The sequence below is a fragment of the Mycolicibacterium tokaiense genome, from assembly GCF_010725885.1.
Lineage (GTDB): Bacteria > Actinomycetota > Actinomycetes > Mycobacteriales > Mycobacteriaceae > Mycobacterium > Mycobacterium tokaiense.
The window spans coordinates 989,558-1,008,297 of sequence record NZ_AP022600.1 but is presented as its reverse complement, the minus strand read 5'-3'; the positions used below and the strand labels follow the sequence as shown (position 1 = coordinate 1,008,297).

The window sequence follows — 18,740 nt, the reverse complement described above, 5'->3', positions numbered from 1 at the left end:
GCCTTGAAAACTCCTGTGCCACTTGGGTATCTGACGTCACATCGTTCGAATTTTTGTCGGACCCCAGGTCTAGTTTGAAGGCATGGGAACGTCAGCTGTCGCCGATCGTGAGGCGATGCTGGCTGCCCTGACGCAGATGGAACAGCTTCAGGCTCAGATGAACTCGCTGTCGATCGACGGGTTCACTGCACTGGAGTTGTTGGACCTGCAGCAGCGCCGCGAAACCCTGGCCTGGCAACAGCCTGTGCTCGACCACAAGGTCTACCAACGTCTGCGCGCCGAATGCACCCCGAAAGAGCTCGGCGCCAGCAGCTTCACGAAAGTCCTGGCCGCCCGGCTGCGGATCAGCGAAGCCGAAGCCTTCCGCCGCCTCAAGAACGCCGAACTCCTCGGCCCCCGCACCGCGCTGACCGGCGAAACCCTGCCGCCGGCGCTGCCGAATGTCGCGGCCGCGCAGGCGAAGGGTCAATTGGGGCCTGAGCATGTCAGCGAGATCAAGTCGTTCTTCCGCACCCTGCCGCAGTCGGTGGACTTCCAGGCCCGCGAGGCCGCCGAAACCGACCTGGCCCGGCATGCGTGCACTCTCGGGGTTGACGGGTTCGCTGCTGTTGCGGACCGGTTGAAGTACCTGCTCGATCAGGACGGCACCTTCACCGACACCGACCGCCAAGCCCGCCGCGGGCTGCGCCGCGGTAAACAGCGCCCCGACGGGATGGTTCCCTTCTCCGGGTACCTGACCCCCGAGGCGGCGGCGACGTGGGAAGCCGTGGAGGCGAAGTTGGCGGCCCCCGGCATGTGCAACCCGGCTGACGATGCCCCGCAGGTGAACGGGGAGCCCGACCCCGAGGTCGCAGCCAAGGATGCGCGGACACAGAGTCAGCGCAACCACGACGCGTTCCTCGCGGCAGGTCGAGCGATCCTGGCCTCCCAAGAGCTGGGACAGCACAAGGGGCTGCCGGCGACGATCATCATCCGCACCGAACTCAAAGACCTCGAGAAAGCAGCCGGACACGGACTCACCGCCGGCGGCACCCTGATCCCGATGCGCGACGTCATCCGGATGGCCTCCCACGCCTACCTCTGGCTGGCACTGTTCGACGACAAAGGGGTGCCGCTGCATCTCGGCCGCACGCGCCGCGTCGCCTCACCGGGACAACGCATCGTGCTGCTGGCCCAGCACCGCGGCTGCACCGCCCCGGGCTGCACCGCCGACGGCTACCACTCCGAAGTCCACCACGCGAACAAAGACTGGAAAGACGGCGGCAACACCGACGTCACCGACCTCACCCTGGCCTGCGGCCCGGACAACCGCATGGTCGAGACCACCGGCTGGACCACCCGCAACCGCCCCGAAGACGGCATCACCGAGTGGATCCCCCCGAAAGCACTGGACTGCGGCCAATCCCGCACCAACCCGTATCACCACCCCGACCGCATCCTCGCCCCCGACGAACCCGAAGACGAGGACCCGCCCGGCGACGACCCCTAACTGGTTGTTGCGCATCCGACCGCTGTCAAGCGGGCTTCTTCTCCCGGCGCGTCGCCCGGCCGCTGGCGCGCGCGACAGTCACTGCATCAGCGGGTCGGGTCAAGCGGATGGCAAAGATGTCCTCGCGTGCTGCTCGTTCGGCCAGCTCGGCGACCGCCACCAATTGGTCACCTTCATAGGCCGGCGCCAGATAGTCCACGTGGATGGAGCTGACCACGCCGCTGTGGGTGTCGTTGTTGGCGGCCGCGGCCAACGCGGAGCCGATGACGCTGTAGAGCAGTGCGCCGTGGGCGGTGCGGTGGGGGTTGAGGTGGTCACCGCCGATGGTCAGTGTTGCGGTGGCGTGGCCGTTGCCGAAGTTCTCCACCTCGACGCCGAGAAACTGTGCGTAAGAATCGGTCACATCAGTGCTTTCTTCTGGACTTTGCCCATCGCGTTGCGGGGCAGTGACGACACGAAGCGCACCTCGCGGGGACGCTTGTGCCAGGACAGGTCATCGGCCACATGGGCGATGAGCTGTTCAGCGAGTTCCTCACTCCCGGAGCCGGTTTCGGATACCACGTACGCCACGATCCGTTGGCCCAGGTCGTCGTCGGCCATCCCGATCACGGCTACTTCGTGCACCTCGGAGCGGGCCAGCAGCGATGTTTCGATCTCCCCGGCACCGATGCGGTAGCCGCCGGACTTGATCAGGTCCACCGACTCTCGCCCGACGATGCGGTGAAATCCCGACTCGTCGATGGCGGCCAGATCGCCGGTGACGAACCAGCCGTCGTCGGTCCAGCAGGCGGCCGTGACGTCGGGGAGGTTGAGATAGCCGTCGAAGAGCATGGTGCCGCGAACCTGCAACCGCCCGATGGATTCTCCGTCGTGTGGCACCGGCTGGCCGTCGTCGGACTGGATGCGGGTCTGCGCCCCGGCGATGGGCATCCCCACCCACCCGGGACGACGTTCACCGTCGGCGCGGGTGCTCAGGGTGATCATGGTCTCGGTCATTCCGTAACGCTCCACGGGCGCCAGTCCGGTGAGCTCGGCCAGGCGCTGGAACACCGGAACCGGCAGCGGCGCGCTGCCGGAGACCAACAGCCGCGCCGATGCCAGCGCACCCGCAGCCGCCTCGTCACGCACGATCCTGGCCCACACGGTGGGTACCCCGAAGTACATGGTGCCGCCGGCGGCGGCGTACCGCTCGGGGGTGGGCTTGCCGGTGTGGATCAGCTGGGACCCGAGGTGCAGCGAGCCGATGACGCCGAGGATGAGGCCGTGGGTGTGAAACAGCGGCAGACCGTGCACCACGGTGTCCTCGGCGGTCCACGACCAGGCATCGGCCAGTCCTTCGATGCCCGCCGCAATGGCGTTGCGGCTCAACAGGACACCCTTGGGCGCTCCGGTGGTTCCCGAGGTGTAGAGGATCATCGCCGGCCGCTCGGGGGCACCTGTCTGTGCCGGCAGCGCACCGTCACCCGCGGATCCGGGTTCCAGTACGGGCAGGTCAACCCCGTCGCGCGGCGGTCCCACCCAGCAGGTGGCCCCGGAGTCGGTGACGATGTGCGCCACCTCCGCGGTCCCGGCGTCGGGTGGGACGGGGACCACCGGCACGCCACCGAGGAGGGCGCCGGTGACCGCCACGACCGTCGTCATGGTGGGGACCGCGCAAACCGCGACGACGGGAGCATCCCCGTTGCCGAGGACTGCAGCGGCGAAACCCGAAGCGGCGTCGTACAACGCGCGGTGGGACAGCGTTTCACCATCGACGGTGACGAACCGGTCCTCTGCGCGGTCGCGCAGGGCGCGCAACAGTGTCTCGGTCATGAGAACGCCATTCCGGGCAGGATCAGCACCAGGGTCAGCGCCACCGGGCCGATCACCACCATCGACAGGCCCCACCGGGTCAGCAGCTTGGTCATCCGCGGCCGGGCCTCCTCGTCGACGGTGGTGGCCACATAGGTGGCACCGACGGTGGAGAACGGTGACACGTCGACGATCGAGGCACACACGCCGATGGCGCAGATCAGCGCCCACCCGGGGATGCCACCTTCGGCGATCAGCGGAAGTGCCAGCGGCACCAGAGCGGCCAGCATGCCGGTGGTCGACGCAAACGCGGAGATCAGGCCGGCCGCGGCGCACAGCAGCACCGCCGCCACCAGCGGCGAGCCCAGGTGGACGGCGCCCTCGCCCAGCATGTCCACCACGCCCATCTCGGTCAGCACACCCACGTAGGTGATGATGCCGCCGACCAGAAGCACTGAGCCCCAGTCGATCCGGCTCATGGCCTTCTTGCCGGAGTTGGCGTCCATCAGCGCTGCCGCCGCGCCGAGTCCGAAACCGAGCACCCCGATGTCTGGGGTCAGGCCGAGCAGCGACATCACCACGACGGCGCCGACCAGCACCACCATCATCGCGATGGTCAGCACCTGCATGCCGGTGGGCCGCCCGGGTGCCTTCAGGTCGTCGTCGTTGTCGGGTCCGTCGATGTCCAGCGTCGATCCGCCGTATTGCGGCAGTGCGGCGCCGCGCGCCACCATGGCCTCGCTGAAGGCTGGTGCTTCGACGTTCTCGCGCTTGCGACGGCCGAAGAGCAGGTAGGCGACCACCAGCAGGACGAGGTTCAGTGCGGCGGCCACGCCGAAGAGCAGCAGCGGGCTCAGCTCGATGCCCGCCTCGGCGGCGGTGCCCCAGGTGATGATGCCGAACAAGCTGGTGGGGGCGAAGGCGCCGGCGCTCAGACCGCAGCCCATGGCCAGCGCCATCAGCATCGGATCGATACCGCGCTTGTGCGCGATGCTCATGCCCATGGGTGCCATGACGAGCCCGCCGAGGGGTGCGCCCATTGCCGAGATGAGAGCGGTCAGCGCGAAGAACACCGCGGGGAAGAGTGCATCGCGGTTGCCCACCCGCGCCAGGGAGGCCTGGATCAGCCAGTCGATAGTGCCGTTGCTGTGGGCGATCCCGAAGAAGTACGTCACGCCGACCAGGAGCACCAGGATGCTCAGCGGGAAGCCGCTGATGATGTCCGACAGGCTCAGGTCGGCGAGGAACAGGCCGACGATGCACGCCACCGGGAACATCACGATGCCGATGTTGACGTTGCGCACCGCGGCGATTGCGAATACCGCGACGAAGATCGCCAGAGCTATGAGTTGCGCCGTCATGATCACCTCCCTTGACAACGGTCCGTAGAATGGACCAGTGGTTCGTCTGTTAGACCGATGCTGCGTAACCTAACTCACACGCGAGGGGAGAAGCAACCGTGGCCACAGAGAGTGTGGTGTCGGCGTTCCGTGTTCTGGAGGCCGTCGCCGAAGCCCAGCCGGTCGGTCTGTCCGAGCTGGCGCGCACGGTAGGACTGCCGAAGAGCAGCGTGCAGCGAACGCTGCTGACACTGCAGGAGGTGGGGTGGCTACGGCCGACGGACACCACGCCCACGCGGTGGCAGCTGACCTATCGCGTGGTGGCGGTGGTCGGACGGGCCGGGGGAGGAGAAAGCCTGCGCGACATCGCCATTCCGGTGATGAACGAGTTGCAGTTGGCCACCACCGAGACCATCCACCTGACCGCCCCCGACGGCGATTCCCTGGTGCTGGTGGAGCGCCTGGACACCCCGCACCGGCTGCGGGCCTTCCTGCCGCTGGGCGAGCGTATCGCGTTGCACGCGTCGGCCACCGGCCTGGCGTATCTGTCCGCGTGTGACCACCAGTACGTCGAGGACTACCTGACCGGCCCGCTGACGGCGCCGACACCGGACACGATGACCGATCCGGATCAGATCCGGAGCGCGTTGCGCGAGATCCGGGAACGCGGCTACTCGATGAACATCGGGGGACTGTCGGCGGGCATCAGTTCACTGGGCGCCCCCATCGTCAGTTCTGCGGGACCCGTTGCAGCCCTGTCGATCTCGGGGCCCAGCAGCCGGCTGGTTCCCGAGCGCTTCACCGAGCTGGGCGAACAGGTCCGCGACGCCGCCGCCCGGATCAGCCGGTCGCTATAGAACCGCGCGCCTTGTCCAACACCTCGAGTACCTGCTGCACCAGCGCGTCGATGTCGGCGCCCGTGGTGTCGAGGACCAGGTCGGGATTCTCGGGCGACTCGTACGGGGCGTCCACCCCGGTGAGTCCGGAGAGTTCCCCCGCGCGGGCGCGTTTGTACAGGCCCTTCGGATCGCGTTTCTCGCATTCGGTCACCGAGGTGGCGATGTAGACCTCGATGAACGGCAGCTTCGCGGCCTCGTTGAGGGTGCGGGCTATCTCTCGGTCGGATTTCAGCGGCGACACCAGCGACGCCAGCGCCACCACACCGGCATCGGCAAGCAGCCGCGTCAGATGTCCGACGCGCCTGATGTTCTCGGCCCGGTCGCCGGCTGAGAACCCCAGGTCGTCGGACAGACCGTGGCGCAGGTTGTCCCCGTCCAGCAGATAGGCCACGTCGCCGGCCTCCACCAGAGCGCGTTCAACAGCCACCGCGACGGTCGACTTGCCCGAGGCGGGCAGTCCGGTGAACCAGATGGTGGCCCCGCGCTGTCCGGTTTTCTGCCAGCGGTAATCGCGGTTGAGGCTGGAGGGATGCCAGCGGATGTCGTTGCGGGTCTGCGCTCCCGCCTTGATCTCCCGGGCCTCGGTGATGGTGCCGGCGCCCACGGTGTCATTGGAGGTCTCGTCGATCAGGATGAAGGCACCGCTGTCGCGGTTGTCGGTGTAAGGATCGGTCACCACGACGGAACTGGTGCGCAGGGTCACCGACCCGATGTCGTTGAGCCCCAGCTCAACCGGGCCGTCGAGGTCGTCCAGCGTCTCGGGGTCCAGCCGGGTGTGCAGTTCCTGCACGGTGGCCCGCACGGTGCGGGTGCCCTGTTTGAGAGCCAGCCGGTCACCGGCGCGCAGCGGGGTGTCGGTGAACCAGCAGACGGTGGAGAACAACTCGCGGGCGGGTACCGGCAGGACGGCGTCGTCGGCCCCGCTGGCCAGGACGTCACCGCGGCCGACGTCGATGTCGTCGGCCAGTTCGAGTGACACCGACAGCGGAGCCACCCCGACGGAGCGGTGGTCGTCCAGGGTGTCCAGGGCGGTCACGGTGGAGCGTGTTCCCGAGGGCAGCACCACCACCGCATCACCCACCTGCACGGTGCCGGCCGACAACCGGCCGGTGTAGCGGCGGCGTTGCTCGGCGGTGGGGCGCGACACCCACTGCACCGGAAGCCGCAGCTTCGACGGCTCCGGGTGCGGCGCCACCAGTTCGATGTTCTCCAGGTATTCCAGCAGGGCCGGCCCGTCGTACCAGGGGGTGCGGTTCGAGCGGTGCACCACATTGTCGCCGTGCTTCGCGGCGATGGGGATGACGGTCAGGTCCGCACCGCCGAGGCGCGCGGCGAGTTGCTGCAGCTCCTGCGCCACCTCGTCGAAGCGCTTCTGGTCGAAGTCCACCAGGTCGATCTTGTTGACGGTGGCCACGAAGTGTTTGATGCCCAACAACTTTGCGATACGCGCATGTCTGCGGGTCTGGCGCAGCACACCGGCGCGGGCGTCCACCAGCAGGATCGCGACGTGGGCATTCGACGCCCCGGTGAACATGTTTCGGGTGTAGCGCTCGTGGCCCGGGGTATCGGCCAGGATGTAGCTGCGGGTGTCGGTCGAAAAGAAGCGGTACGCCACATCGATGGTGATGCCCTGCTCCCGTTCGGCGCGTAAGCCGTCCGACAGCGCGGCCAGATCTGCCACGCCTTCCTCGTCGGTGACGGCCTCCAGGTGATCCAACGGCAGGCTGTCGGTGTCGTGCATCAGCCGGCCGATGAGTGTGCTCTTACCGTCGTCGACGGAACCGGCGGTGGCGATACGCAGGAGTTGGCGAGTCATGTCAATTCCCCGTCGCTTCGCTCGCCCATCTCAGAAGTACCCTTCCCGCTTACGATCCTCCATCGCGGCGACGCTGGTGCGGTCGTCGGCGCGGGTCTCACCACGTTCAGAGACGGTGGCAGCGGAGATCTCACGGATCACCCCGGCGATGTCGGTGGCCCGGGATCGGACAGCGCCGGTGATGGTGAGGTCCCCGACGGTGCGGTAGCGCACCCATTCGACGGCCGATCGCTCGCCACCCTTGGGCTGCACGTAGTCCGAGACAGCAAGCAGGATGCCGTCGCGCGCCACGACCTCGCGTTCGTGGGCGAAGTAGATGGATGGCAGTTCCAGGTTCTCGAGTTCGATGTAACGCCAGATGTCCAGCTCGGTCCAGTTGGACAGCGGGAACACCCGCACCTGCTCACCCTTCTTGATGCGGCCGTTGTACAGCGACCAGGGCTCGGGACGCTGTGCGCGGGGGTCCCACTGCCCGAACTCGTCGCGGAAACTCAGGATGCGCTCCTTGGCGCGGGCACGCTCCTCGTCGCGGCGGGCACCCCCGAATGCGGCGTCGAATCCGCCTTCCTCCAACGCATCCAGCAATGTCCTGGTCTGCTGCCGGTTCCGCGAGGCGCCGGGCCCGGGGTCGGCGACCCGTCCGCTGTCGATGGTGGCCTGTACCGAGCCGACGATGAGCTTGTGGTCCGCGACCCGGCTATCGCGGAACTCGATGACCTCCGGAAAATTGTGGCCGGTGTCGACGTGCAGCACCGGGAAGGGCAGGGCTGACGGCCGAAAGGCCTTTTCTGCCAGACGAAGCAGGACAATCGAGTCCTTGCCGGCAGAGAACAGCAGCACCGGGCGCTGCAGTTCGGCCACCACCTCCCGGATGATGTGGACGGCTTCGGCTTCCAGCAACCGGAGTTCGTCGACGTGGGTGGTGTCGATCGCGCCCGTCACAGTGTCAGTCTCACGTTGGCAGTCCTTCTCTCTCGGCGTCGGCGCGGTAGCGCTCCACCCACTCGTCGGAGCGGTGGTCGGCCTGGCGTTCCAGCACCGGGTCCGGTGCCAGGCCGGGATCGAGGCCGAGCGCTTCGAGGACGGAGCCCACCACCTCGGTCAGGTTGCGCCACAACACCGGATAGGGCACGTCGATGGGGTGGACGTTCTCTTCGGCGAACCAGTCCTGCCAACCTTGGTCCTGTGCTTTGAGCATGCTCACCACGTGCGCGATGGCTCCCGCGTGATATTCCGCGCGGGCGTCGCGAACCGGATCCGGTCGGCCCCGCCACACCCGGGTCTGCACCGCCCGCCAGAAGGACACCGCCTGGGACACCTTGTCAGGCCGGTGCACGTGGATCAGCACAGGATCGCTGCCGATCACGTCCCGAATGGCGGCCAGCAGTCCGTCGCCGGAGCGGTCCGGCAGGTCCTTGGCCCGCTGCAACAGCAGTGGGGTCTGGTTCCACATCAACTTGCCACCCCACACTCCGTTGGGGGTGCGTCCGACCGTGCGGATGTAGTCGCGCCAGATCTCGGCGGGGGCCAGATCCGGCTTGCCTTCGATCAGCGGATCCAGCAGGCGCAGAATCGACTCGTCGTCCACGTCGGAGAACCACTCCCGAGGCTGCGGGGCGGCGCTGGTCTCCGGCAGGTACTGGAAGAACTCCTGCGGTTCGCCTGCCATGCCGGTGGCCCGCAGCGATTCGACCAGCAGTGTGCTGCCACTGCGCTGGGATGCCAGCACCACATAGGCGGTAGGGCGCGATGCCATGCGCCAGAGCCTATAGGCAATTCATTTGCACCGCACGAAGCCCATTTTGTTCTGGGTGAACAAAACTATTGTTGTATTACGCTGGTGATGCCTCGTTTTTCGGCAATGGCCGAGCGGCTGGGGAGTTCGAGGCCTTTGATGCGGGCGTAAGTCTGGGTGTAGCGCTCGGCGATCCGGGTGCCGGCGAATTCAGATGGGATGACGTCGTTGGTCTTGACCCGCCAGTCGTTGAGTTGCAGCGCCAACTCGCGGGCCACCGCCTCATGCTCCGTACTGACCTCGCCGATCAGCAGGTTGCGTGTCTCGGTGGGATCGGCGATCAGATCGTAGAGTTCGCGCTCGGGCCGCGGAGCCGTGGCCGCGGGACCCACCAGTTGACCTGGCGCACTCTCCTCGATGTCCCATGGCAAATCCAGGAGCGGCCGGTGGGCGTAGTTCTCGATGTAGCTGTATTCCTTGGTGCGAATGGCGCGAATGGGGTCGAAAGAATCGTGGTAGGTCTTCGTAGAAAAAATGGCAGTACGGGCGGCGGTGTCGTGCTGGGAATTCGACATATTTCGGGCGTGAGACACCCCGTCGATATCGTCGGGAATGTCGCATCCGAGTAATTCCAGCAGCGTCGGCAACAGATCCACTCCGCTGAACAATTCGTCGTACACCGCGCCGGACACCTGTCGTGACCGCGGCGGCCGGATGATGGTCGCGATCCCGGTGCCGGCGTCGTACAGGGTGGACTTGGCCCGCGGCAGGGCAGGACCGTGGTCGGTCATGAACACCACCCAGGTGTTCTCGGCCAGACCGGTCTGGTCCAGCGTGTCCAGCAGCTCGCCGACGGCGGCGTCGGCCGTGGTGATCGAGCCGTAGAAATCAGCGAGATCCTGACGGACCTCCGGGGTGTCCGGCAGGTAATCGGGAAGCTGCACGTCGACGGGGTCGGCTGGCGTATAGCGCTCGTGCGGATAGGGGCGGTGGGTCTCGAAGAACCCGGCCGTGAGCACGAACTTCTGTGCAGGCGCGTCCCGCAGCCAGGCCACTGCCCGCTCGACCACATACTCGCAGAAGGAGTTGGACACGTCGAACTCGTCGAACCCGAGCCGAGCCGGGAAGCTGGTCTCGTGCTGCATGCCGAAAAGCGCCGTGTACCAGCCTTCCTCGCCGAAGATCTGAGGGAGCGTGCGCACGCCGCTGCGGTATTCCCAGCCGTGGTGCGCCAAGCCGACCAGGCCGTTGGTCTGTGGGTAGCGTCCAGTGAACAGCGATCCCCGCGACGGTGAGCACAGCGGTGCGGTGGCGTGTGAGCGGGTGAAGAGGATGCCCCCTGCGGCCAGGCGATCCAGGTTGGGGCTGGTGACGTCGCTGTGTCCGTAGGCGCCGAGGTGCCTGCCGAGGTCATGCCAGTGGATGATCAGGACGTTCTCGTCGGAGCTCACCGCTCCAGCTTGCCTGCTGCGGTTCCGGGTTTCACACCGTACCGGTCAGGACGCTGTGATATCCGGCTCTGATATGGGCGCGCATGATGGATTCGACCCACTCCGGGTCATGGTGCGCAATCGCGTCGACGATCTCGAGATGGTGCAACGCGCTGCGCAGTAGTTGGGAGTCGCTGTACCCCCGGAAGGTTCGGGAGGCCACGAGCGGTTTGAGCATACTGGTGGTCATCTCGGCCACCCGCGAGTTCGGGCAGTGGGCCAGGATCGAGGTGTGGAACGCATTGTTCAACGCTGCGATCTCGGGGATGCTGGGATCCTGGGTGACCTTGGCGTACATGTCTTCAGCGAGCCGGCGCAGTGCGGCGATGTCGCCATCGCCCATGACCTCGGACGCCAGTCGCGCGGCATATGGCTCCATCATGGACCGCGCGGAGTACATCGACTCGATGGAATCCTGGGAGTAGTCGACGACGCGTGCGCCTTTGTGTCGCTCGATGGCGATAACGCCGCTGCTGCTCAAGGTTTGGAGTGCTTCACGCACGGGTGTCCTACTGACCCCGAAACGTTCGGCGAGTTCGAGCTCGTTGAGTTTTTCGCCCGGCTGGTAGGTACCCAGCACAATGAGATCGAAGATCGCGTCGCTCAGCTCGGACAATGGTGACCTCTCCGCCGGTGTCTCAGTCAGGCCATTGTGCACGAGCCACGTCGTCGCGCGTACCGCCACGGGACAGGAACGAATAGGAACCGATGCCAGTCACCTTCTCGGAGAACTGCACCACATCGAGGTATCGATCCACGTTGATGCCCGTGCCGACACCCATGCTGTGCAGCAGGTTGATCACATCTTCCATCGGTGCGTTCCCCAGGACGGAATTGTCTCCTGGGAACCACATGTCACCGCCCAGCCCGCCAAACGATGCTTCGAGCCAGTCGGCGCCGGCGGCGATGCTGGCCAATGCGTTGACGGGTCCGAAGCCGTTGCGGTTGTGCAGGTGGACGCCCACGGGCAGGTGCGGTACCAGTGTCTTGCACAGTGTGATGCCGCGCTCGAATTCAACGGGGGTTTCCATGCCACTGGTGCCGGCGAGATACAGCGCGTCGACGCCTGCGTCGGACACGTGCTTCACGACCTCTTCGAGTTCGTGGAGTCCGACCGGGCCGCGGCAGGTAGCGAAGAAGGCGGTCGCGATGGCCGCGGTCACTTGCTTGCCGGCCTGATGTGCGTGTTCGACGGTCACGGCGAGCGCGGCGAGCAACTCGGTGGGGGTGGCGTTCTGGTTGCGGCGCGCGGTTTCAGCATCGATGGGAACCACCATGACAATCTCGTCGATCGTGGTGCCGATCGCCCGTAAAGCCCCCTTGAGATTGGGGACAAGGGCCTTGTACGTGACGCCCGGTGACCGCGGTGCACCGGCGATCACCTGTTCGGCATCGGCGAACTGCGGCAGAACGCGGGGATGAGCGAATGAGGTGATCTCGACAGTGGTGAAGCCGGCGGCCAGAAGACCGTCGAGGATCTCCAGCTTGTCGTCGGTGCTCAACACCGTGTCCACCGCCTGCAGACCGTCGCGTAGGCCAACGTCGACAACCTTTGCCGTAGCCGGTAATTGGTCACTGAGCATCAGATGGCCCCGCTGGCCTCGAGTGTGCTGATGTCCTCGGCGGTGTAGCCACCCACCTCGGTGAGGACATCGACGGTGTGCTCGCCGAGACGTGGGCCGGGCCAGCGCACACTGCCGTCGGTGCGGCTGAGTCGGGGAAAGGTGTTCTGCATCGGCAGGGAACCGAGGACGGGATGCTCGGTTTCGATGATGCTGCGCCGGGCCAGGAACTGTTCGTCCTCGAGCATGTCCGCTGGGCGGTAGATCTTGCCGACCGGGACCGAGAACTCCAGCAGAGTTTCTTCCAGTTCCTTGGATTCGTGCTGGGCGGTGAAGTCGGCGACGATCTGGTCGAGTTCAGCCTGCCGCTCGCCGCGTGCGCCATGGGTGCTGTAGCGCTCATCGCTGCTGAGTTCTGGCCTGCCCATCGCCTGGGCGAGTCGTGCAAACACCGTGTCCTGGTTGGCGGCGATGAGGATCCACGCGCCGTCCTTGGTGGGGTAGACGTTGCTCGGTGCGACGTTGGGCAAGATGGCTCCGCTGCGCTCGCGCTGATAGTTCGAGATGACCCATTCGGGGACAATGGATTCCATGATCCCGAGCACCGCTTCGTAGATCGCAGAATCGACCACTTGGCCACGGCCGCTACGGGTGCGTTCGTACACCGCACCCAGCGTGCCGAGGGCAGCGAACAATGCGGCCAGGGTATCGCCGATCGAGATACCCACTCGGGATGGCGGAGTCGACGGATCGCCCACCACATACCTCAGCCCGCCCATCGCCTCGCCAATGGCGCCGTAGCCCGCTCGCGACGAGTAGGGGCCGGTTTGTCCGAATCCGGACACGCGCGTGAGGATCAGTCCGGGGTTGAGCGCCGTCAACTCCTCGTAGCTCATGCCCCAGCGTTCAAGCGTGCCTGGACGGAAGTTCTCGACCACGATGTCGGCCTCAGCGATGAGTCGTTTGGCGACAGCCTGGCCTTCTGGTGTGCGCAGGTTGACGGTGACCGACTTTTTGTTCCGGCCGACCACCGCCCACCACATGGACTCGCCCTGCGGCAGGCTGCGGCCCCAGACTCGCATGGGATCCCCGGTGCCGGGCTGTTCCAGTTTGATGACGTCAGCACCGAGGTCACCCAGAATTTGCCCGCAGAACGGCCCCGCGATGAGCTGGCCCATTTCCACGACCCGAAGGCCGGCCAGCGGACCAGTGCCTGCATCGGGGGTGTCCTGGATTTGCTGCGTCATCTGAGCGATCTCCTCAACTTCGTACGATTGTATGCACTAAACCGTCTGGGCCCGGGATAAACCCTAGAACAAACGTATTTGTGTATACAACTGGTTGACACGGGTGACCGCCGACACATAGCCTGCCGGTTATGCCGCAGAGTTGGGCGGCGGCGATTCGACGGCGTGGGCACCCCGCCGCAGGTCGAGTTCACAGAGATTTCGAAGGAGCAGCATGACCCATGCTCGCGAGAGCCAGGCCGGAACCGAAAAGGCCAGGCCGGAACGCAAGCCCGAGATGAACGCAACGCTGGGACTGCCGCTGGCATGGTTCATACCGGCCGCTCTGGCGGTAGTCGTCCTCGCGTTCGTCTTCACGCCGGCCCCCGGTATGACGAGCGGCTTCGCCATCACGATGGCGATCGGAGGGCTGCTCATGGTGCTCGGCAACGCCATCCCCGGGTTCAGCAAGATCGGCGGCGGGGTGATCCTGGCCATCCTCGTACCGGCGATCCTGCATACGTACGATGTGATGCCCGACGGTGCCGCGACGGCGATCGAGGAATTCTACGATCTCTCCGAGTTCGGCGAATTCATCGTTGCCGCACTGATTGTCGGCAGCATCCTCGGCATGAATCGGTCGGTGCTCATCAAGGCCGGTTCGCGGATCATCCTGCCGATCATCGCGACCATCGCGATCTGTTTCTCCCTCTTCGGGTTCATCGGATACATCACCGGTTATGGCGCAGGCAAGATGCTTTTCTTTGTTGTCGGACCCGTGCTGGGCGGCGGCGTCGCTGCGGGTGCCATCCCGATCTCCGAGCTGATCGCCACCAACTCGGGCGGTGCCGCAGAAGACTATTTGACCCAGCTGGTGCCGGCGGTGGTGGTCGCGAACACGGTCTGCATCGTCATCGCCGGCCTTCTGGCCTGGATGGGTCGCAGACGGACAAATCTGTTCCGCAACTTCAACGGCAACGGTGAACTGGCGAGCAGCAAGACCGATCTGAGTAGCCCTGAATCACCGAAAATTGCCCCGGTTCAGGCCGTGAACGCGACCATCACCGGGTTCTTTACGGCTGGTGTGCTTTTCATGGCAGCCAACGCCATCGCCGGGTTTGTCCCGTCGATTCACAGCTACGTTTTCCTCATCATCGGATGTGCGCTGGCCAAGATCTTCCTGCCCATCCCCGATTTCATCGTCGACGCTGCGGACCTGTGGTACCGGATGGTCGCCAACGCCTTCATCCCCGCGGTTCTGGTGGCCGTCAGCATCGTCGCCATCGACTTCCGTTCTGTGATCTCGCTTCTGGGCGACCCGATCTACATGCTGTCCACAGTCGCCGTGGTCATCGTGGCTGCCTTGGCTGCCGGTTTCATCGGTTGGCTGGTGAAGCTGTACTTCATCGAATCGGCGATCTCGGGTGGGTTGGGGCTGGCGGACTTCGGCTCCAGCGGCGACCTCGCGGTGCTCGGTGCCGCCAACCGTTTGGAGCTGCTGCCGTTCCTGTCCATCTCGTCGCGTATCGGCGGAGGCCTGGTGGTGTTGGCGCTATCCCTGCTGGGGCCGGTCTTGCTCTGATCCGGCCCGCTCAGGCCGAGCGCAGCCCCGACTGGCCCTGGTTGTGCAGGAAGAAGTTGGGGTCGAAGGTATCCCACACGGTGATGTAGAGCTGCTCCTTGGCGGCGAAGCTTGCTTCCTCGGTATTGGTCAGATCGGCGATCTGGTCATAGCCGTAGTACAGCAGCGACACCGGGCCGGTGACCAGGATCAGCTGGTTGATCGCCTTCTGCGCGCCCGCCTTGTCGCCGGTCAGTGCCTGGATGACCGCCGGGATGACTGCAGTCACCGGCACCACCATGTTCAGGCCCGGAACGATCTGGCTGGCCCGGTACACCAGTTCGAAGCCCTCGCGAAAAACCTCCCGCGCCGGCGACGGCAGTGCGTACATCACCAGGTTGCGGACTTGCAGCAGTGCGCCGGGCATACCGATGGGATCCGGATCGTCGGCGCGGAACGGGTCGCTGCCCGACGCGTCTGCCGTAGAGCGCACTGCCGCAGCCAGTTTCACGGTTGCCGCGGGCTGCGAGATCTGGCCCGGCGAGGACGGGGACAGCGGCAGACCCGACTGCCCCCGGTTGTGCAGCAGCGCAAAGGGATCCAGGATGTCCCAGGTCGTCGAGTAGAACAGTTCTTTGAGTTCCTGCGCCTCGTATTCGAGGTTGATGAAGTCGGCGACCTCGTCGTACCCGTAGTACAGCACCGACACCGGATGGAACGTGACGATCAGGTTGTTGATGATGCTCTGGGTGGCCGTCTTGAACGTCACGGGATCGCCGCTGGCCAGGTTGGGGAGCTGGCCGATGATGTTGATGGCCGGGATGACGGCGTTGACGAACGGGATGAACTGGCTGCCGCGGAAGGCCGCTTCGTAGCCCTCCCGGACGAACGGCTGCAGGAACGGCACTCCGGAGAACGCCTGGATAACCTGCTGCTCGATGGTCCACAGTGCGCCTGGCATGTCGTTGGGCGCCGGTTCCGGAGGCATCGGCCGGAACGGGTTCCAGCTCCAGGGCACAGGACCGGGCTCGGGGTCGGCGGACGCGCTGTCGGTGTCGGCTTTCGGGGCGACGACGGTGGAGGCCAGCGGCTTGGTCAGCGACGCGACCACCTCGTTGGCCTTGTCGGCCAGATCGCCCAGCGGATCGAACACGACGGGAGCCGACGGCTTCTCGGCTTCGGGCGCGGCGGGCTCGACGACCTCCTCGTCCGTCTCTTCCTCGACGGTGCCGGTGTCGTCGTCGGTGACCTCGTCGTCGGTGACCTCGTCTTCGGTGACTTCGTCGTCTGAGTCGGCGTCTCTGTCCTCGGTCTCGGCCTTGATGGGCTTACCGATGCCGAATTGTTTGGTCAGATCCGCGACGGCCTTGGCAGGATCGAACGTCGGCCTGGCCGGCTTCGTGGGCTTGTCCTCTTGGTCTTCGTCTTTGTCGGTGGAGTCGACGGCCGTGACGGTGTCCTTGGTCTCGGTCTTGTCCGACTTCTCGGCTTTGTCCGACTTCGCCGTCTCCGAGGACTTCGCCGGGGACGTATCGGTGTCCGCGTACGCGGTGCCCTGTCCAGCGACGGCGATGGCCGCCCCGACTCCGGCCGCGACCGCGGCGCCGCCGAGGTAACCCATGTATTTTGCAGACGCCACTGCCATCCCCTTCGTAGACCAAGGGGATCGTAGAGGCTCCGAGCAAATTCGGCACGGCGATACTGTGATACCTGTGTGAGGGTGGGTCGACGAACAGGGGCGGCAGCCATTGCCGCGGTGGCGGTCTTTGTGGCGATGTGGCTCGGCTACACCCAGGACTGGGCCTGGCTGGCCGCCGTCGACTCCTGGTTCCTGGACGGACTGCACCCGATCGGCGCCACTTACCCGTCCTGGGTGACCGCCTGGGACGTGTTCTGCACCGTCCTGGGCCCGGGGGCGTTCCGGATCGCCGGCGTCGTGTTCATCATCTGGCTGTTCGTCCGCCGCTACGTGCGGGCTGCGGTGTTCATGATCGTGACCGTCGAGCTCTGCGGGCTGCTCACCGAGGTGGCCAAACAGCTGGCCGATCGCCCCCGGCCCGCCACGGCGTTTGTGCACGCCTACGGCACGTCGTTCCCGTCCGGGCATGCGGTGGGCGTCATGGTGTGCGTGCTGGCGTACCTGACCATTGTGTTGCCGATGGTGCCGGAGCGGTGGCGCACGCCGCTGAAGGTGATCGGTGCCGTGGTGGTGGTTCTGATCGGTGTCGGCCGGGTGGTGCTCAACGTGCACCACCCTTCCGACGTCGTGGCCGGATGGGCCCTGGGTTTCGCCTGGTACGTGCTGTGGCTCCGGGTGATCAAGCCGCTACCTCTCACGAGGTACGTGGCTGAAACACCTGCAGCACGCGATACCGCGATGTGAACGTCACCCGTTCGAAGTCCTCGCTGACCTCGCCGTCGCGCGCCACCGGGATGGGGCCGTCGACGGCTTCGAAGGTGAACTCCGGTACCTGCAGCTCGTGATACAGCGGGCTGCGAGGAAGCCGGCCGAGCGCCAACGACACCAGGATGCGCGTCCGCGCGAAACGCTTGCCGGTCTCGAGCAGGCGGATATCGAGCAGGCCGTCGTCCATCCGGGTGCGGCGCGAGGGGGCAAAGCCCGTCGGCAGGTACACCGAATTGCCCAGGAAGAACAACGACGTCTGCACGGTCTTGTTGTCGTAGCGAATGGTGACCGGGGTGTCGTGGCGCAGGGTGTGCAGCATCGCGTAGATGCCTGCCAGCGGTTTGCCCATGCGGTGCTCGTACTTTTCGCGGGTCTGCACGAAGCGCGGGTAGGCGCCGATGCTGGCGGTGTTGATCACCATGCGGTTCTCGTTGATGCGCACCAGGTCCACGCACCGGATCTCACCGTGGCGGATGGCGTGGACGGTGCGGGCCACCGTGTCGCAGCCGATGTCCTTGGCGAAGTGATTGAACGTGCCCGCAGGGAACACAGCCAGCGGCAGGTCCGCTTCCACGGCAATCGCTGCGGCCGTCGACACGGTGCCGTCGCCCCCGGCGATGGCCAGCACTTCCGCGCGGGTGGCGGCGTCGCGCAGCACCTGCTCCGGGTCTTCGTCCTCGCCCAGTTCCACGATCTCTGCCAGCGGCAGTTCCTGTTTCACTTCGTCGATGACGCGGGCGCCGGTGCCGCTGCCCGACGCCGGGTTGACGACGAGCACCACACCGGCGCCTTCGGGCCGGTTGAGGGTGGTGACATACAGCGGTTCCGTTTTCGGCAGCCGGGTCTCCACCACCGGAGGGACCAGCTTGCCGCCGATGACGGCGATGCCGGCACCGATCCCGAAGCCGGCGATGACGTCACCGGGGTAGTGCGCGCCGGTGGCGACCCGCGACAGCCCGACCATGCCGGCCAGCAGCGCCAATCCGAAGCCCAGCGGCGGGCTTTCCAGACCCACGCCCACCGCGAAGGCCGCTGCGCTGGCCGAATGGCCCGAGGGCAGCGAGTTCGACGTGGGGAAGCGGCGGATCTGCCGAGGCAACGGCACCGAGGTGCGCAGTGGCCGCGGCCGTGTCCACATGCGCTTGGCCAGTTGGTTGGTGAACAGGCTGGTGACGCCCAGTGTGACGATTCCGCGAGCCGCCCCGCGGGTGGCCTTGTTCTGACCTGATGCGGCCAGCGCGGCGGCGATGGCGAACCACAGCTTGGAGTGGTCGGCCGCGCGGGTGAGCGGCGGCATCAGGGTGTCCAGCAGCGGGGTGGGGGAGTCCGCGATGGCTTCGAACACCTCGCGGTCCAGCGTGCCGAGGCCTTGCGTGATCTGACGGATGCCGCGAGGTTGTTGCCAGGGCCAGCGATTCATCTAC

16 protein-coding genes are annotated in these 18,740 nt (G+C 66.0%); 4 read left to right on the top strand and 12 right to left on the bottom strand.

Translation table 11 applies throughout. The features are described from left to right. Positions 1–82 precede the first annotated feature (82 nt). Positions 83–1,489 (top strand): HNH endonuclease signature motif containing protein, encoded by a 1,407-nt coding sequence (locus G6N58_RS04800; protein WP_115279525.1) that lies wholly within the window; start codon positions 83–85, stop codon positions 1,487–1,489. 25 nt (positions 1,490–1,514) lie between these two features. Here G6N58_RS04800 and G6N58_RS04795 read toward each other — a convergent pair whose 3' ends face one another. The 3 genes from G6N58_RS04795 to G6N58_RS04785 are packed head-to-tail and all read right to left on the bottom strand — an operon-like array spanning position 1,515 to position 4,641. Continuing rightward, positions 1,515–1,892 carry a PaaI family thioesterase gene (locus G6N58_RS04795; protein ID WP_115279526.1) on the bottom strand — a complete coding sequence of 126 codons (378 nt, stop codon included), beginning with the start codon at positions 1,890–1,892 and terminating at the stop codon, positions 1,515–1,517. Next, positions 1,889–3,301: an acyl-CoA synthetase gene (locus G6N58_RS04790; protein WP_115279527.1), complete on the bottom strand. Its 1,413-nt coding sequence runs from the start codon at positions 3,299–3,301 to the stop codon at positions 1,889–1,891. Before G6N58_RS04790 ends, G6N58_RS04795 begins: the two co-directional genes overlap by 4 nt. Continuing rightward, entirely contained in the window at positions 3,298–4,641 is a 1,344-nt protein-coding gene (locus G6N58_RS04785) for an SLC13 family permease (RefSeq protein WP_115281814.1), read from the bottom strand. Before G6N58_RS04785 ends, G6N58_RS04790 begins: the two co-directional genes overlap by 4 nt. Positions 4,642–4,739: 98 nt before the next feature. Between G6N58_RS04785 and G6N58_RS31025 the strand changes: the two genes are divergently transcribed. After that, positions 4,740–5,477, top strand: coding sequence for an IclR family transcriptional regulator (locus G6N58_RS31025; protein WP_115279528.1), 738 nt, complete (start codon positions 4,740–4,742; stop codon positions 5,475–5,477). Here the strand turns inward: G6N58_RS31025 and cysC are convergent. The 7 genes from cysC to G6N58_RS04745 all read right to left on the bottom strand — a co-directional run bounded on the left by cysC (position 5,461) and on the right by G6N58_RS04745 (position 13,369). Further along, positions 5,461–7,335 carry a sulfate adenylyltransferase subunit CysN gene (cysC, locus tag G6N58_RS04775; protein ID WP_115279529.1) on the bottom strand — a complete coding sequence of 625 codons (1,875 nt, stop codon included), beginning with the start codon at positions 7,333–7,335 and terminating at the stop codon, positions 5,461–5,463. The genes G6N58_RS31025 and cysC overlap by 17 nt on opposite strands. Positions 7,336–7,365: 30 nt before the next feature. Further along, a complete protein-coding gene (cysD, locus tag G6N58_RS04770) occupies positions 7,366–8,277 on the bottom strand; it encodes a sulfate adenylyltransferase subunit CysD (RefSeq protein WP_115279530.1) in 912 nt (303 codons plus the stop codon). 10 nt (positions 8,278–8,287) lie between these two features. Further along, positions 8,288–9,091, bottom strand: a complete 804-nt coding sequence (gene stf0, locus G6N58_RS04765; protein WP_068918811.1) for a trehalose 2-sulfotransferase — start codon at positions 9,089–9,091, stop codon at positions 8,288–8,290. Positions 9,092–9,156: 65 nt separating this feature from the next. Continuing rightward, positions 9,157–10,521 carry a sulfatase family protein gene (locus G6N58_RS04760; protein WP_115279531.1) on the bottom strand — a complete coding sequence of 455 codons (1,365 nt, stop codon included), beginning with the start codon at positions 10,519–10,521 and terminating at the stop codon, positions 9,157–9,159. A gap of 31 nt (positions 10,522–10,552) precedes the next feature. Further along, positions 10,553–11,245: a GntR family transcriptional regulator gene (locus G6N58_RS04755; protein ID WP_232067734.1), complete on the bottom strand. Its 693-nt coding sequence runs from the start codon at positions 11,243–11,245 to the stop codon at positions 10,553–10,555. Continuing rightward, the gene (locus G6N58_RS04750; RefSeq protein WP_232067733.1) at positions 11,199–12,074 is read right to left on the bottom strand and encodes a hydroxymethylglutaryl-CoA lyase-like TIM-barrel protein; all 876 of its coding nucleotides are present in this window, start codon (positions 12,072–12,074) and stop codon (positions 11,199–11,201) included. The genes G6N58_RS04755 and G6N58_RS04750 overlap by 47 nt, the downstream gene beginning before the upstream one ends. Before the next feature lie 68 nt (positions 12,075–12,142). After that, a complete protein-coding gene (locus G6N58_RS04745; protein ID WP_115279534.1) occupies positions 12,143–13,369 on the bottom strand; it encodes a CaiB/BaiF CoA transferase family protein in 1,227 nt (408 codons plus the stop codon). A 142-nt stretch (positions 13,370–13,511) separates the two neighbouring features. Here G6N58_RS04745 and G6N58_RS04740 point away from each other — a divergent pair, with 142 nt between their 5' ends. Next, on the top strand, positions 13,512–14,930 hold the full coding sequence (locus G6N58_RS04740) for a 2-hydroxycarboxylate transporter family protein (RefSeq protein WP_232067732.1): 1,419 nt from the start codon (positions 13,512–13,514) through the stop codon (positions 14,928–14,930). Positions 14,931–14,940: 10 nt separating this feature from the next. Here G6N58_RS04740 and G6N58_RS04735 read toward each other — a convergent pair whose 3' ends face one another. After that, positions 14,941–16,548 (bottom strand): hypothetical protein, encoded by a 1,608-nt coding sequence (locus G6N58_RS04735; RefSeq protein ID WP_147289356.1) that lies wholly within the window; start codon positions 16,546–16,548, stop codon positions 14,941–14,943. Between the two features lie 135 nt (positions 16,549–16,683). Here G6N58_RS04735 and G6N58_RS04730 point away from each other — a divergent pair, with 135 nt between their 5' ends. Continuing rightward, entirely contained in the window at positions 16,684–17,292 is a 609-nt protein-coding gene (locus G6N58_RS04730; protein WP_115281815.1) for a phosphatase PAP2 family protein, read from the top strand. On the opposite strand, the gene G6N58_RS04725 is transcribed toward G6N58_RS04730, so the two are convergent. Then, the gene (locus G6N58_RS04725) at positions 17,243–18,736 is read right to left on the bottom strand and encodes a bifunctional phosphatase PAP2/diacylglycerol kinase family protein (protein ID WP_115279537.1); all 1,494 of its coding nucleotides are present in this window, start codon (positions 18,734–18,736) and stop codon (positions 17,243–17,245) included. The genes G6N58_RS04730 and G6N58_RS04725 overlap by 50 nt on opposite strands. Positions 18,737–18,740 lie beyond the last annotated feature (4 nt).